At 63.1% G+C, this 24,703-nt stretch carries 24 protein-coding genes and 1 pseudogene; 16 read left to right on the top strand and 9 right to left on the bottom strand.

The annotated features are described in order from the left end of the window. Together CQ14_RS47435 and CQ14_RS40440 are read left to right on the top strand one after the other, a co-directional pair. Positions 1 to 1,032: MMPL family transporter (locus CQ14_RS47435; RefSeq protein WP_245320909.1), on the top strand; the 1,032-nt coding region annotated here is incomplete at its 5' end. Between the two features lie 41 nt (positions 1,033 to 1,073). After that, entirely contained in the window at positions 1,074 to 2,132 is a 1,059-nt protein-coding gene (locus tag CQ14_RS40440; RefSeq protein ID WP_057863310.1) for a hypothetical protein, read from the top strand. A gap of 65 nt (positions 2,133 to 2,197) precedes the next feature. On the opposite strand, the gene CQ14_RS40435 is transcribed toward CQ14_RS40440, so the two are convergent. After that, a complete protein-coding gene (locus CQ14_RS40435; RefSeq protein WP_057863447.1) occupies positions 2,198 to 2,701 on the bottom strand; it encodes a hypothetical protein in 504 nt (167 codons plus the stop codon). 143 nt (positions 2,702 to 2,844) lie between these two features. On the opposite strand from CQ14_RS40435, the gene CQ14_RS44325 reads away from it, so the two are divergent. From CQ14_RS44325 to CQ14_RS40405, 7 genes are all read left to right on the top strand, one after another. Then, positions 2,845 to 2,988: a hypothetical protein gene (locus tag CQ14_RS44325; protein ID WP_156435868.1), complete on the top strand. Its 144-nt coding sequence runs from the start codon at positions 2,845 to 2,847 to the stop codon at positions 2,986 to 2,988. A 150-nt stretch (positions 2,989 to 3,138) separates the two neighbouring features. After that, positions 3,139 to 3,378, top strand: a complete 240-nt coding sequence (locus CQ14_RS40430; RefSeq protein ID WP_057863309.1) for a hypothetical protein — start codon at positions 3,139 to 3,141, stop codon at positions 3,376 to 3,378. A 193-nt stretch (positions 3,379 to 3,571) separates the two neighbouring features. Further along, positions 3,572 to 4,450 carry a squalene synthase HpnC gene (gene hpnC / locus CQ14_RS40425; protein ID WP_057863308.1) on the top strand — a complete coding sequence of 293 codons (879 nt, stop codon included), beginning with the start codon at positions 3,572 to 3,574 and terminating at the stop codon, positions 4,448 to 4,450. Further along, positions 4,447 to 5,286, top strand: coding sequence for a presqualene diphosphate synthase HpnD (hpnD, locus tag CQ14_RS40420; RefSeq protein WP_057863307.1), 840 nt, complete (start codon positions 4,447 to 4,449; stop codon positions 5,284 to 5,286). Before hpnC ends, hpnD begins: the two co-directional genes overlap by 4 nt. After that, positions 5,286 to 6,539, top strand: coding sequence for a hydroxysqualene dehydroxylase HpnE (hpnE, locus tag CQ14_RS40415; protein WP_057863306.1), 1,254 nt, complete (start codon positions 5,286 to 5,288; stop codon positions 6,537 to 6,539). Before hpnD ends, hpnE begins: the two co-directional genes overlap by 1 nt. Before the next feature lie 64 nt (positions 6,540 to 6,603). After that, complete coding sequence (shc, locus tag CQ14_RS40410) at positions 6,604 to 8,583, top strand: squalene--hopene cyclase (RefSeq protein ID WP_057863446.1); 1,980 nt, start codon at positions 6,604 to 6,606, stop codon at positions 8,581 to 8,583. Then, on the top strand, positions 8,580 to 9,326 hold the full coding sequence (locus tag CQ14_RS40405) for a phosphorylase (protein ID WP_430650261.1): 747 nt from the start codon (positions 8,580 to 8,582) through the stop codon (positions 9,324 to 9,326). The genes shc and CQ14_RS40405 overlap by 4 nt, the downstream gene beginning before the upstream one ends. A gap of 108 nt (positions 9,327 to 9,434) precedes the next feature. Here CQ14_RS40405 and hpnH read toward each other — a convergent pair whose 3' ends face one another. Both hpnH and ispH read right to left on the bottom strand, forming a co-directional pair. Beyond that, positions 9,435 to 10,595, bottom strand: coding sequence for an adenosyl-hopene transferase HpnH (hpnH, locus tag CQ14_RS40400; RefSeq protein ID WP_057863305.1), 1,161 nt, complete (start codon positions 10,593 to 10,595; stop codon positions 9,435 to 9,437). Positions 10,596 to 10,662: 67 nt separating this feature from the next. After that, on the bottom strand, positions 10,663 to 11,589 hold the full coding sequence (gene ispH, locus CQ14_RS40395) for a 4-hydroxy-3-methylbut-2-enyl diphosphate reductase (protein WP_057863304.1): 927 nt from the start codon (positions 11,587 to 11,589) through the stop codon (positions 10,663 to 10,665). Positions 11,590 to 12,033: 444 nt separating this feature from the next. Between ispH and CQ14_RS47430 the strand changes: the two are divergent. Both CQ14_RS47430 and CQ14_RS47425 read left to right on the top strand, forming a co-directional pair. After that, a pseudogene (locus CQ14_RS47430) lies at positions 12,034 to 13,630 on the top strand (MMPL family transporter); the annotation flags it as partial. A 1-nt stretch (position 13,631) separates the two neighbouring features. Then, positions 13,632 to 14,623: MMPL family transporter (locus CQ14_RS47425; protein WP_245320907.1), on the top strand; the 992-nt coding region annotated here is incomplete at its 5' end. On the opposite strand, the gene CQ14_RS40385 is transcribed toward CQ14_RS47425, so the two are convergent. Then, entirely contained in the window at positions 14,591 to 15,286 is a 696-nt protein-coding gene (locus CQ14_RS40385; protein ID WP_057863303.1) for a DUF2147 domain-containing protein, read from the bottom strand. The genes CQ14_RS47425 and CQ14_RS40385 overlap by 33 nt on opposite strands. Before the next feature lie 106 nt (positions 15,287 to 15,392). Here CQ14_RS40385 and hpnO point away from each other — a divergent pair, with 106 nt between their 5' ends. The 4 genes from hpnO to CQ14_RS40365 all read left to right on the top strand — a co-directional run bounded on the left by hpnO (position 15,393) and on the right by CQ14_RS40365 (position 18,632). Continuing rightward, positions 15,393 to 16,784 (top strand): aminobacteriohopanetriol synthase HpnO, encoded by a 1,392-nt coding sequence (gene hpnO, locus CQ14_RS40380; protein ID WP_057863302.1) that lies wholly within the window; start codon positions 15,393 to 15,395, stop codon positions 16,782 to 16,784. A 115-nt stretch (positions 16,785 to 16,899) separates the two neighbouring features. Further along, positions 16,900 to 17,568, top strand: coding sequence for a DUF1444 domain-containing protein (locus CQ14_RS40375; protein WP_156435867.1), 669 nt, complete (start codon positions 16,900 to 16,902; stop codon positions 17,566 to 17,568). 98 nt (positions 17,569 to 17,666) lie between these two features. After that, positions 17,667 to 18,074 (top strand): GFA family protein, encoded by a 408-nt coding sequence (locus CQ14_RS40370; RefSeq protein ID WP_057863300.1) that lies wholly within the window; start codon positions 17,667 to 17,669, stop codon positions 18,072 to 18,074. A 285-nt stretch (positions 18,075 to 18,359) separates the two neighbouring features. Beyond that, positions 18,360 to 18,632: a hypothetical protein gene (locus CQ14_RS40365; protein WP_057863299.1), complete on the top strand. Its 273-nt coding sequence runs from the start codon at positions 18,360 to 18,362 to the stop codon at positions 18,630 to 18,632. Between the two features lie 106 nt (positions 18,633 to 18,738). Here the strand turns inward: CQ14_RS40365 and CQ14_RS40360 are convergent, their stop codons facing one another. From CQ14_RS40360 to CQ14_RS40340, 5 genes are all read right to left on the bottom strand, one after another. Continuing rightward, complete coding sequence (locus tag CQ14_RS40360) at positions 18,739 to 19,497, bottom strand: anti-sigma factor family protein (RefSeq protein WP_057863298.1); 759 nt, start codon at positions 19,495 to 19,497, stop codon at positions 18,739 to 18,741. Further along, the gene (locus tag CQ14_RS40355) at positions 19,494 to 20,054 is read right to left on the bottom strand and encodes a sigma-70 family RNA polymerase sigma factor (protein WP_057863297.1); all 561 of its coding nucleotides are present in this window, start codon (positions 20,052 to 20,054) and stop codon (positions 19,494 to 19,496) included. The genes CQ14_RS40360 and CQ14_RS40355 overlap by 4 nt, the downstream gene beginning before the upstream one ends. 91 nt (positions 20,055 to 20,145) lie before the next feature. Continuing rightward, entirely contained in the window at positions 20,146 to 20,469 is a 324-nt protein-coding gene (locus tag CQ14_RS40350) for a cupredoxin domain-containing protein (protein ID WP_057863296.1), read from the bottom strand. 13 nt (positions 20,470 to 20,482) lie between these two features. Next, a complete protein-coding gene (locus CQ14_RS40345; RefSeq protein WP_057863295.1) occupies positions 20,483 to 21,421 on the bottom strand; it encodes a metallophosphoesterase family protein in 939 nt (312 codons plus the stop codon). Between the two features lie 196 nt (positions 21,422 to 21,617). Then, positions 21,618 to 23,237: a GMC family oxidoreductase gene (locus CQ14_RS40340; protein WP_057863294.1), complete on the bottom strand. Its 1,620-nt coding sequence runs from the start codon at positions 23,235 to 23,237 to the stop codon at positions 21,618 to 21,620. A gap of 200 nt (positions 23,238 to 23,437) precedes the next feature. Between CQ14_RS40340 and CQ14_RS40335 the strand changes: the two genes are divergently transcribed. Further along, positions 23,438 to 24,607, top strand: a complete 1,170-nt coding sequence (locus tag CQ14_RS40335) for a M20 aminoacylase family protein (protein ID WP_057863293.1) — start codon at positions 23,438 to 23,440, stop codon at positions 24,605 to 24,607. Positions 24,608 to 24,703: the final 96 nt, after the last annotated feature.

Genomic DNA, 24,703 nt, shown 5'->3' with positions numbered 1-24,703 from the left:
CTCGCGGACCAGGTGCCGGACAAGCGGCAAGCCGTGGCCGCGTCGAGCCGCCTCGACGCCAAGCTCACCGGCGCCAATCCGATCGACGTGCTGATCGAATTCCCCAAGGGCACCTCGCTCTATGCACCCGATACGCTGAAGACGATCGCCGAAGTTCACGCCATGGTCGAGAAATCAGCCGGCGTCGGCAATGTCTGGTCGCTCGAAACCCTGCGCCGCTGGCTCGCCGAGAAAGCCGGCAGCAGCGACGTCGAAACGCTGAAGCAATATGTCAGCGTCATCCCCGAACATCTGGTCCGCCGCTTCATCTCGGCCGATCAGGATGCCGTGGTGGTGTCGGGACGCGTGCCCGATCTCGATTCCAGCGAAATCCTTCCCGTGGTCGACAAGCTCGACAAGGCGCTCGACAAGGTGCGCGCCGAACATCCCGGCTTTGAGATCGCGGTCACTGGCCTGTCGGCGATCGCCGCGCGCAACAGCGCCAACATGATCTCGAAACTCAATCACGGCCTGACGATCGAGTTCCTGCTGGTCGCAGTCTTCATCGGCCTCGCATTCCGCTCGGTCGTGGTGATGTTCTCGTGCATCCTGCCCGGCATCTTCCCGGTCGTGGCATCGGGCACGGTGCTGTGGATCCTGGGCGAGGGCCTGCAATTCGCCAGCGTGGTCGCGCTGACGGTCTCGTTCGGCCTGGGGCTTTCCGCCACCATCCACTTCCTCAACCGCCTGCGGCTGGAGAGCAAGCCGGGCGTGACGTCGGCACTGGCGGTCGAGCGCGCCACCGTGCTGGTCGGTCCGGCGCTGATCCTGACCACCGTGGTGCTAGCCTGCGGCCTCGTCGTTACCGTGTTCTCCGACCTGCCGTCGCTGCGGCTGTTCGGCTGGCTCAGCGCGTTCTCGATGATCGCTGCGCTGGTGGCCGACCTCTTCATCCTGCGGCCGACCTCGATGTTCCTGATCAATCTGTCGGAAAAGATTCGCGGCGTCAGTCACGCCAAACCGGCGGAGAACAAGCCAGGCGTTGCTGAATAACAAGGGTTGCCGATCAACGGCAGCCGAAGAGAGGCTGAGGAATGACGTCTGCAGGATTAGCCGCTCGCCCTGCGGCGGACGCCGCCGCTTATCGCGCCGTCGAACACATCTATCATTCCTACCTCACCGGGCTGATCCTGATGCTGGCCTCGCGGGCGGGCGCGCCGCGTGCGGCCGAGGTGGTGTTCCGCACCTTCCGCCGCCAGCAACTGGCGCGCTTTCTGCCTGGATTGAAGAAGCTCGGGCTCGACAAGCTCCCCCATGCGGTCGCCTGCGCGCAATATCACTACCTCTCGAACCAGGTCGGCGGCGTGAAGGTCGAGTATGTCCATGAGACCGACACCAAGGCCTGGGTGCGCTATCCGCCGCCGCGCTGGATCTGGTCGGGTACCGCCATCTGCGGCATTCCTTCCGAAGTGTCGCGGGCGATGCTGCGCGGATGGCACGCCAATAACGGCGTCGTGCTCGGCAATCCCAGGCTCGGCTTTGTCTGCACCGGCCAGACCGTTGACGGCCAGCCGGGGCTCGAGGGTTACTACAAGGAATGGGATCGCGATCTTGCGCCCGAGGAGCGGCTGCAGTTCTCGCCCGGCGAGCGTTGCCCGCCATTCCGCGCCGATCTGGCGCCGCGTCTGCCTGATACGACATGGCCGGAGGAGCGGCTGCAAAAAGTGCTGCGCAATTATGCGATGGAGTACGTCACCTCGATCGTGCCGGAAACCATAGCCGTGCTCGGCCCGGAGGAGGGCGGCCATCTCGCCGGTGCCGCCGCGCGGCTGGTCGGGATGCACACCTTCGACGACGTCGCCGCGATGCTGGGCGGCGTCGAGGCGGGCGCTGCCGGTTTTGCAGCGGCCTTCGCCCGGCTGTCGCGCGCGCAGGATGACGATGCCGAACTAAAGCTGGAAAACGCGAATGCCAGCGTGCGCCAGACCTCGTGGCGGCTGATGGCGGAGCGCGAAGCACTGTCGCCCGCCGTGTTCGATGCCTGGAACGAATTGTGGGTGGGCGCCGCGCTGGCTCATGACCGCTTCATGCGCGTCGAGGTCACCGAACGCCGCGACCGCGGCGATGCACATTGGGCGTGGCAATTCCGCTAGGCGGGTCGCGAAAATGAAAATGGCGGCGTTGAACGCCGCCATTTCACATTGCCTCGATGGCCCTATCAGGTCCTTGTCATCGTGATCTTGACGCCGCGGATCTCGCCCTTGGAGTCGATCTGCACGACCTGCTTGTTGCCCTGGGTGCGCAAATTCAGGTTGGCTGCAAATCCGGACGCTTCGACGAACACCTCGATCTGGCCGCCGCCGGCGGTGCCCTGCAGGTTGCCGAAGATATTGCGGCTCTTTTCGCTCCAGTTGCCGGAGATGCGCTCACCCTGGCTGGTGACGTCGCTCGACAGGTCGAATTTGTAGCTGTCGCTGGCGCAGTGCAGATTCTGCTTCAGGCCGAGTCCGTTGGCGTTGACCTTGTAGTCGGCCTTGCAGCGGATGTTCTCGGTGGTGCCGTTGGAGAGGGCGACCGTGCCGGTGCCGCTCCAGTTTCCGTCAAAGCCGGCAAACGGGCCGCCCGCCTGGGCATGGCTCGCGGTGACCGACAGCATGAGCGCGGCGCCGACGCCGGCCGCTGCGAAAGCCTGACCGAGCAAGCTGGAACCAAATAGTTTCATCGTGAGTTTTCCCATCAAATAGACGCTCTTTGCCAAGATACGTCTCGCCGCATCGAAGATTTAGTGTTCCCGCAGTATCTTAGGTTCAAATGATGGCGTGCTGTTTTCCGCCGGTCGCGGCAGGAAAGGGCACAGGCGGCCGAATGGAATCGATCGCTCACATCGGCGCCGTCGCTGCAGCATCTAGCTTTGCGCCGCGTCGTCTGCAATATCCAATTGCTTGGCGGCTGTTGCAAAAATACACGTTAAATATCAGTTGGTTATTTAACGTGCTGAAGTGGTGGTAGATGTTGCCGCAAATTTGGCCGCATTTGCCATGCTTGTCCTGTGCACGCTGCTGCGCTACGCGGCGCCTGCCATCCCAAACAAATCCGTCCCGGCGAGGCCGAAACGCAAATCGGGAACAGGATTTCATGCTGCCGAAATGAAGGAATACGATGCGTAAATCTCTCCTGGCACTCACCTTGTTGTCGATCACGGTTTCGTCGAACGCCGCCTTCGCCCAGCAACAGCGCAGCGGAACGGCGGAGGAGCAGAAGGCCTGTACGAAGGATGTGCAGAAGTTCTGCCGTCCGGTCATCGATCAGGGCGATCTGACGATCCTGGCCTGCCTCAAGGAAAACCGGTCCAAGATCAGCCAGGCCTGCAACCAGGTTCTCAAGAACAACGGCCAATAAGACGCTTCAGCGTCCGTTAACCCTCGCGACAAAGCCATTTTTCGGCTCTATGACGCGCGTCACGGGCGGGGCTAATCAGCCCATATAGCATTGGTTTTGGCTGCGGATTCCCCTATATGGGGCCCGCGATCACCCCGCATGCGCCGAAGCATCGGCGCATGCCGCCAATCCCGATTGATGTAGCCAGTTCCTGATGACCACCGCGAGCGACCTGCGATCCGGAAAGACCGACCGCGACGAGAATTTTCCGGTCGCGTCGTGGATCATTCATCCGCGTCACCGGGCGCTGATTCTCGCATTCTATAATTTCGTCCGGACGGCGGATGATATCGCCGATCATGCCGAACTCGGCGCGGACGAGAAGCTGCGCTATCTCGACCTGTTCGAGGCCGAGCTCCTGGGCAAGGGCGATACGCAGAAGGAAGCGGTCATCCTGCGCCAGGCTCTTGCCGAGCGTTCAATGGCGCCGCGGCACGCGCTCGACGTGCTGGTGGCGTTCCGGATGGACGTCACCAAGCTGCGCTACGAGAACTGGGACGACGTCATTCACTATTGCCGCTATTCAGCGATGCCAGTCGGCCGCTTCATGCTCGACGTTCATGGCGAGAGCACCTCGACCTGGGCGGCATCCGACGCGCTGTGCGCGGGCCTGCAGATCAACAACCATTTGCAGGACTGCGGCAAGGACTACCGGAATCTCAACCGCGTCTACCTGCCGCGCGACGCACTGGCCGCCAGCGGCGCCACCGTCGAGATGCTGGGCGAGGCGAAGTCGCAGCCGGCGCTATTGCAATGCCTTCATGCGCTCGCGGTGCGCACCGAAACCCTGCTGAATGAAAGCAAATCGTTGAGCGCCGAAGTAAAGGATTTCCGGCTCGGGCTGGATATTTCCGTGATCCAGGCATTTGCCGACCAGATCGTCCGCATGCTGAAGGTGCGCGATCCGCTCAGCGAGCGCGTGCATTTGAGCAAGCTGGAGTTGCTCGGCCACACCTTCGGCGGCGTCGCAAGCGAAATGATCAGGCGCGCGGTCGGGCGTCGCCCCCTGGCAAAACCGGCGGCCGGCGCATGACGGTGCAGACGGCGGCGGCCAACGCAGATTATGGCACCACCGCGTCCGGCAGCTCGTTCTATGCCGCGATGCGCATCCTGCCGCGCGACCAGCGCGAGGCGATGTTCCAGATCTACAGCTTCTGCCGGCAGGTCGACGACATCGCCGACTCCCACGGGCCGCGGCCCGAGCGGCTCGCCGCGCTCCAGCAATGGCGCGACGATATCGACGCTCTCTATCAGGGCCATCCTCCGCCACGCCTGCAGGACTACGCCGCGTCAGTCAAAACCTTCGGGCTGAAGCGCGAGGATTTTATCGCGATCGTCGACGGCATGGAGATGGACGTGCCGCAGGACATCCGCGCGCCTGATCTTGCCACCCTCGATCTCTATTGCGATCGCGTCGCCAGCGCCGTCGGACGCCTGTCGGTACGCGTGTTCGGCCTGCCCGAGGAAGACGGCATCCTGCTCGCCCACCATCTCGGCCGCGCGCTGCAATTGACCAACATCCTGCGCGACATCGATGAGGACGCCGGCCTCGGCCGGCTGTATTTGCCGCGCGAAAGCCTGCTGCTTGCCGGCATCACCACCGACAATCCGCAGCGCGTGATCGTCGATCGCGCATTGCCGAAAGTTTGCCTTGCGCTCGCCGAGCGCGCGAAAAAGCATTTCGAGAAAGCCGACGAAATCATGAAGCGCAATTCGCGGCGCGTCGTGCGCGCTCCGCGGATCATGTCGAAATATTACCGCGTGATTCTGGACCTGTTGCTGGCCCGGGGCTTCGCCGCCCCGCGCGAGCCGGTCCGCGTCCACAAATGGGCGAAGATTGCCATCCTTCTCCGTTACGCGATCATCTGATGCAGAAAAACGCTCATATCATCGGCGCCGGCATTTCCGGCCTTTCGGCGGCCGTGCGGCTCGCCAATGCCAATTACCGCGTGCATGTCCACGAGGCCACGCAGCAGGCCGGCGGCCGCTGCCGTTCTTATTTCGACGCGGCCACCAATCTCACCATCGACAACGGCAACCATCTGTTGTTGTCCGGCAATAGCCATGCACTGGCCTATGCCAGGTCGATCGGCACCGAGGCGGGGCTGGTCGGGCCGAAGCTGGCGCAGTTTCCGTTCGCCGATATCTCAACAGGCCAGCGCTGGCTGCTCGACCTCGGCGAGGGCAAACTGCCGCTGTGGGTGTTCGACGAAGCGCGCCGCGTTCCCGATACCGGGCTGCGCGACTATCTCGCCTTGATGCCGCTGATCTGGGCCGGCACCGGCAAACTGGTCGGCGACACCATCCCCTGCAAGGGCACGCTGTATGACCGGCTGGTGCAGCCGCTGCTGCTGGCCGCGCTCAATGTCGATCCGCCCGAGGGCTCGGCGGGCCTGGCCGGCGCGATCGTGCGGGAAACGCTGCTGGCGGGCGGGCAGGCGTGCCGGCCGCTGATCGCGCGCGATGGCCTCAGCGCCGTGCTGGTCGAGCCCGCGATCAAGCTGCTGCAGGACAAGGGCGCCTCGGTCCAGTTCGGCCATGAGCTGCGTGAGTTCGAGCTTGCGGGCAACGCCGTGGGCGAACTGAAATTCGGCAGTGACACGGTTGCGCTCGGCCCCGACGATGTCGTGGTGCTCGCGGTGCCGCCGCGCCCCGCGGCATCGCTGCTGCCGGGGCTGAAGACGCCGACAAAATTCCGCGCCATCGTCAATGCGCATTTCCGCTACGATCCGCCGAAGGATGCGGCAGCGATCCTCGGCGTCGTCGGTGGTCTCGTGGAATGGCTGTTTGCGTTCCCGCAGCGGCTGTCGGTCACTATCAGCAATGGCGATCGTCTGGTCGACATGCCGCGCGAAGAGCTCGCGCTGGCGATCTGGCGCGACGTCTGCAAGGCCGCCGGCCTGCCGGGCGACTTGCCGCTGCCGCCCTGGCAGATCGTACGTGAGCGCCGTGCTACGTTCGAGGCGACGCCGGAGCAGAATGCGCTGCGGCCGGGGGCGGTGACCTCATTCAAAAACCTGTTTCTCGCCGGCGACTGGACCGATACCGGACTGCCGGCGACCATCGAGGGATCGGTGCGGTCGGGTGACCGCGCCGCCGATCTGGTCCTGGCAAGGCGATAAGCCTGAAGGACGTTGCGTGACCGGCTTCACAGAGCCCGGCGCGAAGATAGGGATGTATAGCGAAATGCTTGCCATCGACAAAACCATCGCAGCCGATTCCGTCGCGCCGGTCGACCCCGTCGCGCTGGAGAAGAGCATCTCTTCGGCGACCGAGGCGCTGCTCGGCTACCGGCAATCCGACGGACACTGGGTGTTCGAGCTGGAAGCCGACAGCACCATTCCTTCCGAATACATTCTGCTGCGCCACTATCTCGCCGAGCCCGTCGACACCGAGCTCGAGGCCAAGATCGCCAACTATCTGCGCCGCACGCAAGGCAATCATGGCGGCTGGCCGCTGGTGCAGGACGGCCCGTTCGACATGAGCGCCAGCGTCAAATCCTATTTCGCGCTGAAGATGATCGGCGATTCCGTCGATGCGCCGCATATGGTGCGCGCGCGCGAAGCGATCCGCAGCCGTGGCGGCGCCGCGGGCAGCAACGTCTTCACGCGATTCCTGCTCGCCTTCTATGGCGTGTTGAGCTGGCGCGCGGTGCCGGTGCTGCCGGTCGAGATCATGCTGCTGCCGATGTGGTCGCCGTTCCACATCAACAAGATTTCCTATTGGGCGCGCACCACGATCGTGCCGCTGATGGTGCTGGCGGCGCTGAAGCCGGTGGCGAGGAATCCGAAGGGCGTCGGCATCGACGAACTGTTCCTGCAGGACCCCAAATCGGTCGGCATGAACAAGAAGGCGCCGCATCAGAGCGCTGGCTGGTACGCGCTGTTCAGCACGCTCGACAAGATTCTGCGCGTCGTCGAGCCGCTGTTCCCGAAAAAGCTGCGCCAGCGCGCGATCGACGCCGCGCTTGCCTTCACCGAGGAGCGGCTGAACGGCGAGGACGGCATGGGCGCGATCTATCCGCCGATGGCCAACATCGTCATGATGTACGACGCGCTCGGCAAGGGACCGGACTTTCCGCCGCGCGCGATCACCCGCAAGGGCATCGACAAGCTGCTCGTGATCGGTGAGCACGAAGCCTATTGCCAGCCCTGCGTCTCGCCGGTGTGGGACACCGCGCTGACCTGCCACGCGCTGGCGGAGGCCGGCGGCGAAGACACGCTCAAGAAGATGGAGCAAGGCCTCGACTGGCTGAAGCCGCGGCAGGTGCTCGATCTCAAGGGCGACTGGGCGGTGAAGGCGCCAGACGTCCGTCCCGGCGGCTGGGCGTTCCAGTACAACAACGACCATTATCCCGACCTCGACGATACGGCCGTGGTCGTGATGGCGATGGACCGCGCGCGCCGGCAGTCCGGCAGCAAGGACTATGATGCGGCAATTGCGCGCGGCCGCGAGTGGATCGAGGGCCTGCAGAGCCGCGATGGCGGCTGGGCTGCCTTCGACGTCAACAACCTCGAATACTATCTCAACAACATCCCGTTCTCCGACCACGGCGCGCTGCTCGATCCGCCGACCGAGGACGTCACCGCGCGCTGCATCTCGATGCTGGCGCAGCTCGGCGAGACCGCCGAGACCAACAAGGCGGTCGCGGACGGAATCGCCTATTTGCGCCGCACCCAGCTCGCGGAAGGGTCGTGGTACGGCCGCTGGGGCCTCAACTACATCTACGGAACCTGGTCGGTGCTCTGTGCGCTGAATGCCGCAGGTGTCGACCACCAGGATCCGATGATGCGGAAGGCTGTGGACTGGCTGGTTTCGATCCAGAACAAGGATGGCGGTTGGGGTGAAGATGCCGTCAGCTATCGCTTGGACTACAAGGGATTCGAGGATGCGCCATCGACGTCCTCGCAAACGGCATGGGCCTTGCTTGGATTGATGGCGGCCGGAGAGGTGGAGAATCCGGCGGTCATCCGAGGTGTGGAGTACCTAAAAGCCACACAGACCGAGAAAGGGCTTTGGAACGAGGCGCGTTACACGGCTACAGGCTTTCCGCGGGTGTTTTACTTGCGGTATCATGGCTACTCGAAATTCTTTCCGCTCTGGGCGCTGGCGCGGTACCGGAATTTGAGAAGCACCAACAGCAGGGTGGTAGGGGTCGGGATGTGACTTGGGGGGCGGGGGCCGCCGCGATTGCGGACAATCAGATTGATCGGGATTCGATCGATTCGCGGCCGGTTTTGATTGTTACAGGATTGGTGCAGGAAGCCCGCATCGCGGCCGGGCCCGGCATGATTGTCATCTGTAGTTCCAGCGATCCGCAGCAATTGCGCGCATTGCTGGCAACGCTCGATTCCTCCACTTTCAGAGGTGTCATCTCATTCGGCGTTGCCGGCGGGCTCGACCCGTCGCTGAAATCCGGCGACGTGGTGGTGGCGACCGAGGTTCTGGCCGGCGACACCCGTTTTCTGGCCGGTCTGGCGCTTAATGAGGAAATGATCGCCCGTGCGGCACTTCGTCGCCGTCGGGTGGTCCGCGGCGTTCTTTCGGGCGTGGAACAGGTGATTGCGGCGACCGCGTGCAAGGCGGCGCTGCATTCGGAGACGGGCGCGGCGGCGGTCGATATGGAAAGCCATATTGCCGCAGCCTATGCGGCCGAGGCCGGCTTGCCGTTCGCAGCGCTGCGCGTGATTTCCGATCCCGCCAGCCGGGCGCTTCCGGCGATTGCCAAGAACGCGATCAAGCCGAATGGCGATATCGATTTGCGCAAGGTGCTGACCGGGGTCGCGCGCAATCCGACCTCGCTGCGCGCGCTGGTCTCGACGGGGCTGGATTTCAACCGCGCACTGCGCTCGCTGCGCGGTTGCCGCGGCTTCCTGCATGGCGAGAGCCTCGCCCCTGCGGAGGCCTGATCGGCCTGGGCGGCATCCCGCTTCAAGAGTTTCCGAACGGCGTCAAACAAAAAGAAAGGGCCTCGGTTCGTTCAGGAACCGAGGCCCTCATCTTTTCGCTCATTCCGCTCAGGCGGCGGTCGAAGCCTTTGCCTGCTGCTTGGCGGCAGCGGCAGCCGCTTCGTCGCGGCGGATTTCCGACAGCTTCTTCTGCACCTGTTCGGAGAAGATGTACTGCGCCGGGCGCTGATTGGAGAGATCGATCTCGGGCGCCATCGGACCGGTGGTGCGGACGCCTTTCAGCGCCACCCACATCGCCTTGAACGGGTTGTTGAGCGCCGCGGTGGCCGCAGTCGGCTCGTAGCCGCAATGCGCCATGCAGTCGGCGCACTTCTCATACTTGCCGGTGCCGTAGGAATCCCAGTCCGTGGTCTCCATCAGCTCCTTGAAGGTCTTGGTATAGCCTTCGCCGAGCAGATAGCAGGGCTTCTGCCAGCCGAAGATGTTGCGCGCCGGCATGCCCCAAGGGGTGCATTCGTAGGACTGGTTGCCGGCGAGGAAGTCGAGGAACAGGCCGGAATGCATAAAGTTCCACTTCTTGCCCTTGCCGAGCGCAAAGACGTCGCGGAACAGCTTCTTGGTCTTGGTGCGATTAAGGAAGTGCTCCTGGTCCGGCGCACGCTCATAGGCGTAGCCCGGCGACATCGAGACGCCGACACCGAGTTCGGTGGTGAGGTCGAGGAACTTGGCGATCTCTTCCGCCGGATGGCCGTCGAAGATCGTGGCGTTGACGTTGACGGTGAAACCGCGCGCCTTCGCGGCCTTGATCGCGGACACCGCGCGGTCGAACACGCCCTTCTGCGAGACTGCCTTGTCGTGGTGATCCTTCAGGCCGTCGAGATGCACCGAGAAGAACAGGTACGGCGAGGGCTCGAACAGATCGAGCTTCTTTTCCAGAAGCAGCGCGTTGGTGCACAGCGAGACGAACTTCTTGCGCTCGACCAGGCCGCGCACGATCTCGCCGATCTCCTTGTGGATCAGCGGCTCGCCGCCAGGGATCGCCACCATCGGCGCGCCGCATTCGTCGGCCGCGTCCCAGCATTCCTGCGCCGTCATGCGGCGGTTGAGGATCGCGTCGGGATAGTCGATCTTGCCGCAGCCGACGCAGGCGAGGTTGCAGCGGAACAGCGGCTCCAGCATCAGCACGAGCGGATAACGTTTCCGGCCAAGCAGCTTCTGCTTCATCAGATAGCCGCCGATCCGCATTTCCTTGAAGAACGGTATTGCCATTGTGAGGATTTTCTTTCTGGACTTGGGTCTGGGCCGGGCGGCCCAGACTTGGAACTCGAGAAGCAGATCAACCCGCAGTCAGTTCGGCCGGAAGCCGGAATTCGATGTTCTCCTCCCGGCCGGGAAGCACCGATACCTTGACGGGTCCGATACGCCTCAAAGCCTCGATCACGTCATCGACCAAAACTTCGGGCGCCGATGCGCCCGCCGTAATGCCGACCGCTTTAGCATCCTTCAGCCAATCGGGGTTCAACTCGCTCCCGTCGGCAATAAGATAACTCGCGACCCCGACCTCGGTGCCGATTTCGCGGAGCCTGTTTGAGTTGGAACTATTGGCGGCCCCCACCACCAAGATGACGTCCACCAGTTTGCTCAGATCCCTTACCGCAGATTGGCGGTTCTGTGTCGCATAGCAGATATCCCGGATGTCGGGGCCTTGAATATCTGTAAATTTGGCCTGAAGGGCCGCGATTATGTCCTTTGTGTCGTCCACGCTGAGGGTGGTCTGGGTAATATAGGCCACCGGGGCGTCGGTCGGCAGCGTCAGCGCCGCCACGTCATCGACATTCTGGACCAGGAGGACCGGGCCGGGAACCTGACCCATGGTTCCCTCGACCTCGGGATGGCCGGCATGCCCGATCAGGACCAGGGTCCGGCCCTTGGACATATACCGTTTACCCTGATTATGGACCTTGGTGACCAGCGGGCAGGTGGCATTGAGGACGGGCAGGCCGCGGGCGGCAGCCTCTTCCTCGACCGTCCGGGCGACGCCATGGGCACTGAAGACGGTTACCGCCAGCGGCGGAACCTCCGACAGGTCCTCGACGAAGATCGCGCCCTTGGCCTTCAGGCTTTCGACCACGTACTTGTTGTGCACGATCTCGTGCCGGACATAGACCGGCGGACCGTACTTCTCGAGCGCACGCTCAACGATTTCGATGGCACGCACGACGCCCGCACAAAATCCGCGGGGCTGCGCAAGATACACTTCCATGGGATGTCCGTTATACAAGTTGCACCAAGGACTGAATTCGCAAATTTACCCGAAAGCCTCCGTGCAGCCGGTCACATCCGGATATCTGCAATATCCGCACCATGCCGGAACCGTAGGTTCATCCCCACCCACTAGATGGAAGTGCAGGTCTATGTGTCAAAAATCGTGCAGATAGAAAAGGGTGGATCGCGTAATGGTTACCAATGTTTGGTAACTAAATACCGATAAATCACATTCGTGAAGCCCAGTTCCTCACCGGTTCGTCACTTTATCGCCCATCGGAAAGGGCTATACCGGCGCCCTGAACGCCTGTTCCGGTTTGTTTTGGCGGCTTGCCTTGAACCTCCAGACAGGTAACCAAAACAACATTAGATCGGCTCCGGGAACTCCGTTAGACAGCGGGCGTTTTCGCCCAGCTCTCCTTGAGATTTAGAAAGAAGCGAAGTGCTGACCAGCATTGTTGTCTCGATTGTCAGAACCTGTACGCGGTTTGCCACTCTCGTCGTCATTCTCTCGCTGCTTCTGGCAGTCGGAGCGAGCGTCTATGCGGCCCGGCATTTCGCCATCAACACCGACATCAACACGCTGATTTCGCCCGATCTCGACTGGCGCAAGCGCGACAACCAGTTCGAGCACGCGTTCGACCGCGAAAAACTGATCCTGGCCGTGATCGAGGCGCCGACGCCTGAACTCGCCAGCGCGGCGAGCAGGGCGCTGGCTGCAAAGCTCACCGGCGACACCAAGCATTTCGAATCGGTGCAGCCGCTCGGCTCCGGCGAGTTCTTCGAAAAGAACGGGCTGCTGTTCCTTCCCGTGGAGGAAGTCGGCAAGGTCGCAGGCCAGCTCGAAGCCGCCGCCCCCCTGATCGAGATCATGGCCGGCGATCCCTCGATCCGCGGCCTGACCGGCGCGCTGGAAACCGGGCTTGCCGGCGTCAAGCGCGGGCAGGTCAAGCTCGACAATGCCGATCGGCCCTTCAACCTGATCAGCCAGACGGTCGAGGATGTCCTCAACAAGAAGCCGGCGACGTTCTCCTGGCGCGAGCTCGTCAGCGACAAGCCGTTGACCGATGCCGACCGCCGCACCTTCATCGAGTTCAAGCCGAAGCTGGATTACCAGGCGCTTGAGCCCGGCAAGGACGCGACCGACGCGATCCGGCAGGCTGCGATCGATCTCAATTTTGCGGGCCAGTACAGCGCGCGCGTGCGGCTGACCGGTCCGGTTCCGATCGCGAATGAGGAATATTCGACCGTGCAGGACGGCGCGATCCTCAACGGCGTCGCCACCGTCCTCATCGTGCTCGTGATCCTCTGGATGGCGCTGCACTCGGGCAAGATCATCTTCGCGGTGTTCGTGAACCTCTTCATCGGACTTGCGGTCACCACCGCCGTCGGCCTGATGATGGTGGGATCACTAAACCTGTTGTCGATCGCCTTTGCCGTGCTGTTCGTCGGCCTCGGCGTCGATTTCGGCATTCAGTTCAGCGTCCGCTACCGTTCGGAGCGTTTCAAGAACGACGATATAGCGCTGGCGCTGGAGAACGCGGCCCGACGTTGCGCGGTGCCGCTGTCGCTCGCCGCGATGGCCACTGCCGCCGGCTTCCTGTGCTTCCTGCCGACCGATTACAAGGGCATTTCCGAACTCGGCAAGATCGCCGGTGCGGGCATGCTGATCGCGTTCCTCACCAGCATCACGGCCCTGCCGGCGATGCTGAAGCTGCTGCACCCGCCCGGCGAAAACGAACCGGTCGGCTACGCGTTTCTGGCGCCGGTGGACGAATTCCTCGAACGGCACCGCGTCATCATCGTCGCCGGCACGCTGCTTCTGGTCGTGGCCGGCCTGCCGCTGCTCTATTTCATGAAGTTCGACTTCAACCCGATCAACCTGCGCAATCCGCACGCTGAATCGATCGCGACCTTCCTTGACCTGCGCAAGGACCCCAACACCGGCGCGAACGCCATCAACGTGCTGACCAACTCGGACGCGGAAGCGAAAAAAATCGCAGCGCGGCTGGAAAAGCTGCCGGAAGTTCTTCGCGTGANTGTCGATCGACAGTTTCGTGCCTGAGGACCAGCCGGCGAAGCTTCAGTTGATCGGGAAGGCGGCGAGGGTGGTGGGCCCCGCACTCAATCCCGACTCGGTCGATGCGGCGCCGACCGATGAGGAGAATGTCGAGTCGCTGAAGAGTTCGGCCGATGCCTTGCGCAGGACCGCCGGCGACGGCAAGGGCCCTGGCGCCGTTGCCTCACGCAGATTGGCGGATGCACTGTCGAAGCTTGCCGGCAGCGACCAGGCGACGCGCGACAAGGCGCAGAACGTCTTCGTCGCGCCGCTCAAGATCGTGTTCGACCAGCTCCGCAACACGATGCAGGCCGGGCCGGTGACGTTGAAGACGCTGCCGCCGGAATTGCTCAATAGCTGGAAATCCAGGGACGGCTTGATCCGCGTCGAGGCGCTGCCGAAGGGCGACCCCAACGACAACGACAATCTGCGCCGCTTTGCCGATGCGGTTCTGGCCGCTGAGCCGAACGCGATCGGCGGGCCGGTCTCGATCCTCAAATCCGGCGACACCATCGTGAAGGCGTTCATTCACGCCGGTATCTGGGCATTGCTGGTGATCAGCCTGTTGCTGTGGCTGGCGCTGCGTCGAGTCACCGACGTGCTGATGACGATGGTGCCGCTGCTGGTGGCGGGCGCGGTGACGCTGGAGCTCTGCGTGCTGATCGAGCTGCCGCTCAACTTCGCCAACATCGTAGCTCTGCCGCTGCTGCTCGGCGTCGGCGTCGCCTTCAAGATCTACTACGTCACGGCGTGGCGCGAGGGCAGGACCAACCTGCTGCAGTCCAGCCTGACGCGCGCGATCTTCTTCTCGGCGCTGACGACCGCGACCGCGTTCGGAAGCCTGTGGCTATCCAGTCATCCCGGCACCGCCAGCATGGGTAAATTGCTGGCGCTGTCGTTCGTCATCACGCTGGCCGCGGTGCTGCTGTTCCAGCCGGCGCTAATGGGCAAACCGCGCGATGTCGGGGAGTAGGCAGATATCGCCGATATCGGCGGGCTGTGCGGCCGCCTGCTTCTGACCGGGGGCGGCCTTCGGCGCAGGATTCGCCGGCGCCGGGTTCGCCGCACCAGTGGTCTTTGGCGCCGTGGGTGCAGGAGCCGCAGTCGACGGTGCCGCGCCTGATGCCGCGCTCTTGGGCGCTGTGCCGGGCGCTCCCTTAGGTGCACCCTTGGCCATGCTGTTGGCGGGGCTTGAAGGAATCGGCGGTCCGACGCGCGTCCAGGTCTCGCCGCCGCAGAGGAAGCCCAGCACGCAGCCCTGAATCTCGAGCTGGTCGGTGCCGACAGGCTTGATCGTCGAGCTGTAGAGCTGTCCGTCCTTGGCGTTGTAGACTTGGCCTTCCCAGGCGTCGACGCCGGGCTTCTTCTTCATCTCGATCAGGATAGGCATGCCCAGGGTCGGCCGGCTCTGCTTGGCGGTATCCGGATTGTTCTTGTCCTTGCCGCCCGGCTGCTTCTCCCAGGCCACGACACCCCACATGTTGCCGCTACATTGGGCGACGCGAATATTGGCCACGCCATCGGCTACTTTCCAGTCACCGGTGGGATCGGCGGCCAGCGCCGCATTAAGACCTGTGGCCAAAAAGATTCCCGAATAAACTATTGTACGCGCGACGCTTCTTGGGCAGTGCAACATGGTCCAAACCTATGTTTAAGTAGATGATCCAGCGGGAGCGGGGGTCAAAACGCCGCATTGGGCGTTTTCAGTTGACGAAACAGCCATCAACCGACGTATGTAGCCAATGTCACACTCATATCTAGATGTTTCCGAGCTGTTTGCTGACCGGCAGGCGCAGCGCAGTTCCATGCATGCGCGTCATCTCAACGAGCAACTCGTTCGGGTGCTGAAGACCATCGGCTACGATGTGGGCTTTCAGAAGGGTCAAGGTCAATACCTGTTCGATCGTGACGGGGCCCGCTATCTCGATCTACTCAGCGGATTTGGCGTTTTTGCGATTGGCCGCAATCATCCGGCGCTGCGTCACGCGCTGAAAAGCGTGCTAGATGCCGATTTTCCCAATCTGGTGCAACTCGACGTGTCCACGCTCGCCGGCGTGCTCGCGGAACGGCTGATCGAACATGTGCCATATCTGGACAAGGTGTTCTTTGCCAATTCCGGCGCCGAAACCGTCGAGGCTGCGATCAAGTTCGCGCGCGGCGCAACCGGCCGCCCCGGCATCGTGTCCTGTTCCCACTCGTACCATGGATTGACCTACGGTGCGCTGTCGCTGATGGACGATGCGAACTTCCGCAGCGGATTCGAGCCGCTGTTGCCCGGGTGCACGCAGATTCCCTTCAACGACCTTGAGGCACTTGAGCGGGCGTTGTCCTCGCGCCAGGTCGCGGCGTTCATCGTCGAGCCGATCCAGGGCAAGGGCGTCAACCTGCCCACCGATGAATTCCTGCCCAGCGCCGCGGCGCTGTGCAAGAAATACGGCGCCATCTTCATCGCCGACGAAATCCAGACCGGAATCGGCCGCACCGGAAAATTCCTCGCGGTCGAGCACTGGAATGTCGAGCCAGACATGGTGTTGCTCTCGAAGGCGCTTTCGGGCGGCCACGTGCCGGTCGGTGCGCTGCTCACGCGCAAGTCGATCTTCGACAAGATCTTCAGCCAGATGGACCGCGCCGTTGTGCACGGCTCGACGTTTTCGAAGAACGATATGGCGATGGCCGCCGGGATCGCGATGCTTGATGTGATCAAGCAGGAAAAGCTGGTCGAGCAGGCCGCCAAGCGCGGCGCCGAGCTTCGGCTCGCGCTGACCCGCATGGTGCCGGGCTACGAACTGCTGAAGGAAGTGCGCGGCAAAGGTCTGATGATCGGCATCGAGTTCGGCCCGCCGAAATCGCTGAAGCTGAAGGCTTCGTGGAATTTGCTGGAGACCGCCAACAAGGGCCTGTTCTGCCAGCTCATCACCGTGCCGCTGTTCAAGGATCACAAGATCCTGACCCAGGTCTCCGGCCACGGCAGCCACACCATCAAGCTGCTGCCGCCGCTCGTGATCACGGAAGAAGACTGCGCCTGGATCGAAAAGTCGTTCGACGACGTCATCGCCGCCAGCCACAAGGTCCCCGGTGCGATCTGGTCGCTCGGCAAGACGCTCGTCGACAACGCGGTGAGGAAGTCGGCGTAGGGCCGCGTCTTGAAATCTTCCTCATGCTGGGTTCATCTTGTCTGGCATGTTGGCCAATCATCGAAAGCTGCGTCACGCCTGGCGTGACTGTGCCCGCCTAGCCGGTGTCGCGCTATTGGGCATTTCGCTTGCGTGGCAGTACGCGATGGCTCAGGGCGGGCAAGCCGTCGATACAAGTGCTCAGAACCTGATGGTCGTTCTCAGGGAGTCGGCCGGTACCAACAAGCAAGACGAGGCTCTGAAACCGTTGGGCAAGCTCCGAGCCCGCGGTCCTGATGGCGCCGAGGTGGAGTTCGAGCTTGCTGCGTTCGCGTTCCTCGGGGACATGCATGTTCGGTTTGTCTTTGACGGACCGACCTCGATGCGCAATGCGACGCCCCAGGATCTTGCTCGATTGCAAGTGAACCCGGCGCAAGCCCTCGAGCTTTCGGTTCGCAATATGAAGCGCGTCTACGGTGATCCCGCCGCAAGGCCGTTCACCGGAGGATTGATGCAGGTCCAGGGCAAGTCGCCGGACCTCGATAGCAGCTACTTTCTCGACCGAGGTTTCTGGCGAGGTATTCTCCAGCGGCACCCTGAAGGAATTTTGGTCGCTGTGCCCAAGCGCGGCGGCCTGGTGTTCGCGCCCTTGAGTGACAGCAAAGCTGTGGACGGTCTACGCAAGGGTGTCTCTTATCTCTATTCAAGCAGCGGGCAACTGCGCGTTTCATCTGCGCTTTATCTGTTCAAAGACGATCAGTGGACTGTCTTTCAGCCGCCGCAACCCCAGACGCGCGGACCTTGAACGAAGCGACAGTAGGACGCAATGGCGATCCATTGCGTTGAAGCCGCCAATCTCCGAAGTATCTAGCGGGCAGGGCTGCATCGATCGGGGAGAGAAGCATGACCACCATCACCGGCGGCTGTCATTGTGGCGCCATCCGTTATGAGATTGCGGGCGAACTTATCGTTCATGCGCTGTGCCACTGTACTGACTGCAGGCGTCATGCCGGCGCGCCGGTAGTCGGCTGGACGATGTACGCGGAAGACGCGCTCAAGGTGACGAAGGGGACGCCCAAGCTCTACAAGTCCTCCGAACATGGCCGGCGGCAATTCTGTGCCGACTGCGGCACGGGTCTGTTCTACACCAATGCGAACATCATGCCCGGCATCGTCGACATTCAGAGTGGGACCTACGACGACCCCGACGCCGTCCCGGCGATGATGCACATCCAGACCGCAGAACGGCTGCGCTGGATGGAGCGCGCGCACGAATTGCCGACCTTCGAGCGTTATCCGCCGCAGGAGTAGCGACAAGCTCAGATGCTGTAGCCCGGATAAGCGAAGCGATATCCGGGAGCGTCTAGCGTTGTGCTCCCGGGCATAAGTGCAATAGCGGAAACGTTGCGCCAATCGGTTCGTTTGTAGGCAAATATTCTGCGCGCTTGCCGATAGAACAGGTGTCCTCGCGTTCACGCCATCGCGCATCCTCAAGCACGACTTTTCAAATCGCGGTGAGAGCCCTCGCGCAGCACTCCGTTTTTGCGCTGCGATACCCAATTGGGTGGTGAGACTTCATAACAAGAGGATCCCACCATGACCAAGTCGATCCCAATCCTCGCCGCCGCGTTTCTGATGACCGCGATCGCAACGCCCGTGTTCGCGCAAGCCGCGATCCAGGAGCCCGGTGCCTATGCCTTCTATCACCCCAACGCCGACGTGCTCGGTGGCCGACCGTCCTACCGGTCGTTCGATCAATCGAACGCGTATTACAATTCCAATGCCTATTACGACGAGGGAGTGATCACGCCCGAACCGCAACTGCGGCGGAGGCCGGTCGCGCCGCGGCATCATCGCAGGACACAATAGCGCAATCGTATGGCGCTGATCCGCCAATGGAGTTGGCGCAATAAACGCTCGCTGTTCGGCTAACGCGAACCCCAGTCACGGGCCGCATTCAAGCCGGAGCGTGCCGCTAGCGTGGGCTTCGCATCGCGCTCTCGAATTTTTCGCCGAAATCCGAGAGTTCGTCCTTGGCGAGGTCGCTCACCGCCCAATAGTTCAGGCCGCGGTCGCTCCAGTGCCGGATGTTGAATCCCTGAACCGTATCGATCCTGGCCGAGCGCCGTTCGGTATTCGCCGTCTGTGCCACGAACAGGTTGATGATGTGCTGGCGGCGGCGATAGACCACGGCGCCGATGGCGCGGGCATCGACATAATCGAGCCGGCCCCCGATCAGGGTAAAGCCTTGCGCGGTCAGATCGACCACCGGCGGCGAGACGTCGAGCTTGCCGTTGAACCACGGTTTTACCGTGTGCTGGTCGGTGGAAACCACGTCGGTGAGATGTCCGGCCTGCAGCGAGCGCAGATGCGCGGAGACCACCTCGGACTGGATTCGGTCCACGTCATCGTTGCGCAGCACGATCGCGACCAGGCCGGTCGCGGCCAACGCCGACACCGCCGAGCCCATCGCAAAGCCGCGCAATACGGCGCGGCGGTTCGGCACGGCCTTGGGTTGCGGCAGTGCCGCTTCGATGCGCTGACGCAACGCCACCGGTGCGGTGTAGCGCGCGCCAGTTTCAGCAACCATCCTGCTCAGCTCGCGATAATCCCGAAGGGCGGCCGCGCAACGCGAACAGCCGGCGACATGGTTTTCGACGTCGCGGGTGTGCCCGGCGTCGAGTTCGCCGTCGATCAGTGCGTGAAGCAGCACTTCAGCCTCGTCGCAGGTCATTTCGATTGCTCCTGTTCCGCCAGCCATGCCGATCGCAGCATGGCGCGGGCGCGTGCGAGACGGGACATCACGGTGCCGACAGGCACTTCGGCGACATCGGCAATCTCGCGGTACGACAGATTCTGTATTTCACGCAGCACGAAGGCTTCCCGGAACGGTTCGGCCAGCGTTGCAATAAGGCGGCGGATGGCGTGCGAATCCTTTGCACGGATGATCTGTCCTTCCGGCGTCTCCTGGGCCTCATGCCACAGCGGTGTCTGTTCGGCGCGTTCCGGCACGTCCTCGATCGGGCTGGTTAGCGCGGTCGCGCGGCGAGCGTATTCGGCGCGGCAGACGTTGCGCAGGATCGCGAACAACCACGGCTTCATCGCTGGTCCGCGATAGCTGTCGAAATGCCGGAATGCGCGCAGGTAGCATTCCTGCACCGCGTCTTCGGCGTCAGTGGCGTCGCGCAGCAGGTAGCGCGCCAGCGTGTAGGCGTCGTCCAGATAGGGCAGCGCGGCCTCGCGAAACCGTCGCGCCTTTTCGGGATCGTGGTCGGATGCTTTTGATGGCATCGCCTCTCGTCCGGCTGCTGCAGAACACGAGTCCACCCGGCCGGATTCGAACCTCCGGCCGGGCAGGATGGTGATGCCTCGGTTCGGCACGCTACTCAACCTTCACCATCCCTGTCATATGCGGATGCAGCGAACAAAAATACTTGTAGTCGCCCGGTGCCGTGAACGTGAACGAGAAGGTGCCGTCGGTATCCATCGTCTTCGATCTGAATTTCCCCGCGCATACCACCGTGTGGGGAATGTCGTCGCGGTTGGTCCAGGTGACGGTCTGGCCGACCTTCACCGTGAGTTGCGCCGGCTCGAAAACGAAATTGTCGATGTGCACGGCGATGTCTTCGGCGCGGGCAGCGCGGGCGGACAGGAGCATGGTCGCGACCACGGCGATACCGAAGTCGCGGCGATTGATCGAACTCATCGCACTGTCCCCTTCAGCCCTGCAGTGGCGTGTCGATGATCGCAAGGCGCTGGTCGCCCTGCTTGAAGTTGATGCTGGCGACGCCGAGCAGGCTGCGCAGCCTGCTGTCCTCGACCTTCATCGGGCCAGGTGAGGGGGCTGATCCCGGCGCCGGCTGCGGGAAAGCCGTCGAGCGTGCGGTATGGAAGGTGACGTTGCCCTCGACCTTCTGCATCACCTGATGGATGTGGCCGTTCAGCACTGTAACCGAGCCAAAACCCTTCACGTAGTCGAGCGCGCGGGCGCCGTCCTCGGTGCCCCAACCCCATTGCGGATACACCGTCCATAGCGGGATATGGGCGAACAGCACGATCGGCGTCGACTTCGAGCGGCCCTTGAGGTCGTCCTCCAGCCATTCGAGCTGCTCGTTGCCGAGATTGCCGAGGCCGCCGCCCTTGAGATCGACGACGTTGACGAGGCCGACGAAATGCACGCCGCCGGCATCGAAAGAATAATAGCCGGGGCCCTTGGTGCCGCGCCCATAGCGCTCTTTGTAGAGCTTGACCTCTTCGTCGATGATGTCGTGCTCGCCCGGTACGTAGTGCACGTCGAGCTTGGCTTGCGAGATGATGCGGTCGGCGTCGTCGAATTCGGAGGCCTTCGACAAATGCGTGATGTCGCCGGTATGGATCATGAAAGACGGCTTTGCCGGCATCGCCCTGATCTTCTCGATGGCTTCTTCCAGCGTGCCCTTTGCGTTCGGGTTGGCCGGCTTGTCGAAGCCGATATGGCTGTCGCTGATCTGCAGGAAGGTCATGCCTGCGGCTTCGGCCGCCGCCGCGGATCCAACCAGCCCCAACGAGCGCGGCACGCCGCCCGTAACGGTCCAGAGCACGCCGGTGCCCGCCCAGGTCATGCATTCCAGCACGCGGCGGCGGCTGACACCGTCACCATGGTGATCGTGATCGCTCATGACAAATCTCCCTGAACCCGTGATTGGGCTTTCAGGGACGTGATCGGGCTGGGGCGGGGTTTATTCCCGGAAGTCCGGCGTCAGCGGTCGCGAGGGATGACGTTTTCGTGAGATTGGGATTGTAGCCAGGATGAGCGAAGCGAAATCCGGGACCACTCGCTCGGCGGATCCCGGATTTCGCTTTGCTCCATCGGGACTACCGCCCATCCTCCAAAATCATCGCCGCGCCTTTCTCCGCAATCATCGCCGTCGGCGTATTGGTATTCCCCGACGTGATCGTCGGCATCACCGACGCGTCCACCACGCGCAGGCCGCCGATGCCGTAGAAGCGCAGCCGCTCATCGACTACCGCCATCGGGTCGTTCGCGGTGCCCATCTTCGCAGTCCCGACGGGATGGAAGATCGTGGTGCCGATATCGCCGGCGGCCTTTGCCAGTGACGCCTCGTCATCGCCGACGCTGGGGCCGGGCAGATACTCCTGCGGCCGGTAGCGTTCGAGCCGCTTCTGCTTCATCAGCCGCCGCGTGGTGCGGATGGCATCCGCCGCCACCTGGCGGTCGTCGTCGGTCGAGAGATAATTCGGCGCGATCGACGGCGCTTCGTCCGGCGTTGCCGATTTGATGCGCACGGTGCCGCGCGAGGTCGGCTGCAGGTTGCAGGCGCTCACCGTGATGGCGGGGAAGCGGTGCAGGGGATCGCCGAACTTGTCGAGGGACAGCGGCTGCACGTGAAACTGGATGTTGGCGCGCGCGCGGCGGGGATCGGAGCGGGTGAAGATGCCGAGCTGCGAGGGCGCCATGGTCAGCGGGCCGCGGCGGCGGAAGGCGTAATCGAGCCCCATCATCCCGCGCCGGATCAGGTTGTAATAGGTTTCGTTCAGCGTGCGCACGCCCTCGACCTTGTAGATCGCGCGCTGCTGCAGATGGTCCTGCAGATTGCGTCCGACACCCGGTCTGTCGAGCGTCACGTCGATGCCGAGCGGCGACAGCCAGTCGGCGGGGCCGATGCCGGAGCGATGCAGCACCTGCGTCGAGCCGATCGCTCCCGCGCACAAGATGACTTCGCCCTTGGTGCGGGCCTCGATCACCTCATCGCCCTGCATGAAGCGCACGCCGACCGCACGGCCGTTCTCGACGATCAGCCGGTCGACCAGCACATGCTTTTCCAGCCGCAGATTGGCGCGGTTCACCACCGGCTTGAGGAAGCCACGCGCGGACGACCAGCGCCGGCCGCGCTTCTGGTTGACGTGGAAATAACTGACGCCCTCATTGTCGCCGGTGTTGAAATCGGCAATGCGCCTGATGCCCATTTCCTCGGCGGCCTCGCCGACCGCGTCGAGCACGTCCCAGGACAGCCGCGGCGCCTCGATGCGCCAGCCGCCGCCTGTGCCGTGATGTTCACTTTCCCCGAGGAAATGGTCCTCCAGCCGCTTGAACAGCGGCAGCACGTCGTCGTAGCCCCAGCCGGTCAGCCCGAGTTGCCGCCAGTGATCGTAATCGGCGGCCTGTCCCCGCATCGAGATCATGGCGTTGATGGCGGAGCAGCCGCCGATCACCTTGCCGCGGGGATAGGCAAGCGAGCGGCCGTTGAGCCCGGGCTCTGCCTCGGTCCGGAACATCCAGTCCGAACGCGGATTGCCGATCGCGAAGAGATAGCCGACCGGGATGTGAAACCAGATCCAGTTGTCGTTGCCGCCGGCCTCCAGGATCAACACGCGGTTGTTCGGATCGGCCGACAGCCGGTTGGCCATGATGCAGCCGGCCGTGCCGGCGCCCACTACGATATAGTCGAAATCGCCTTCAAGCCGTTTCGGCATCCCTTAGTTTCCACCCGTCGTCGACACCGTCATGCCCGGGCTTGTTCCGGGCATCCACGTCTTTTCGCCTATTAGTCAGACGTGGATGGCCCAGACAAGCCCGGCCATGACGGGATGGAGTCCCTGCGCCCATACCGATGGTTGGACCGCCGCTTGCATGCTACAGGGCAGAAGGTTCAACCCGGAAAGCCCGTTACCCCATGCCCATCGTCAACCGCGTCGCCGAGTTTCAACCCGACATCCAGGCCTGGCGCCGGGATATTCATGAACACCCGGAACTGCTCTACGACGTGCATCGCACTGCGGCATTGGTGGCGGACCGGTTGCGGGAATTCGGCTGCGACGAGGTTGTTACCGGTATCGGCCGCACCGGCGTCGTCGGCGTCATCAAGGGCAACCGGCCCGGCAATGGCGACGTGAAGGTCATCGGGCTGCGGGCGGATATGGACGCGCTGCCGATCGAGGAGGCGACCAATCTGCCTTACGCTTCCAAGACACCCGGCAAGATGCACGCCTGCGGCCATGACGGCCACACCGCCATGTTGTTGGGTGCCGCGCGCTATCTCGCCGAGACCCGCAATTTCGCAGGCGATGCGGTCGTGATCTTCCAGCCCGCCGAGGAGGGCGGTGCGGGCGCCGTCGCCATGATCAAGGACGGGCTGATGGACCGTTTCGGCATCGAGCAGGTCTACGGGATGCATAACGGTCCGGGCATTCCGGTCGGCTCGTTCGCGCTTCGGCCTGGTCCGATCATGGCCGGTGGCGATGCCGTCCTCATCAAGATCGAAGGGCGCGGCGGACACGCCGCGCAGCCGCACAAAAGCATCGATTCCGTGCTTGTCGGCGCGCAGTTGATCACGGCGCTGCAGTCGATCGTGTCGCGCAGCGTGGATCCGCTGGAATCGGCTGTCATTTCGATGTGCGAATTTCACGCCGGCCACGCCCGCAACGTGATTCCACACACCGCCGAGCTGAAGGGCACCGTCCGTACCCTGAACGGCGAAGTGCGGGATCTGGTGGAAAGGCGGGTCCGCGAGGTCGTCGCCGGCGTGGCGCAGATCACCGGCGCCAGCATCGATCTGACCTACGATCGCGGCTATCCGGTAACGGTCAACCATCTCAGGCAGACGGATATCGCGACGCGGGCAGCCCGAGAAATCGCCGGCGATGCCAATGTGCAGGAGATGCCGCCGCTGATGGCTGGCGAAGATTTCGCCTACATGCTGGAGCAGCGGCCGGGGGCGCTGATCTTCTGCGGCAATGGCGACAGCGCAGGGCTCCATCACCCCGCCTACAATTTCAACGACGAGGCGCTCGTGTTCGGCACCTCTTACTGGATCAGGCTGGTCGAGAACACGCTGGCCGCGTGACCGCCTAGGTGGGGATGGGGGCTCTGCAACAGGCGGTTGGGTGGACCGCGGCTTGCATGCTACAAAAGCCTTACGCGTTCCAAACTGAGGTTCGAG

The sequence above is a fragment of the Bradyrhizobium lablabi genome, assembly GCF_001440475.1.
GTDB lineage: Bacteria > Pseudomonadota > Alphaproteobacteria > Rhizobiales > Xanthobacteraceae > Bradyrhizobium > Bradyrhizobium lablabi.
This window is presented reverse-complemented; position numbering and strand designations above follow the sequence as displayed.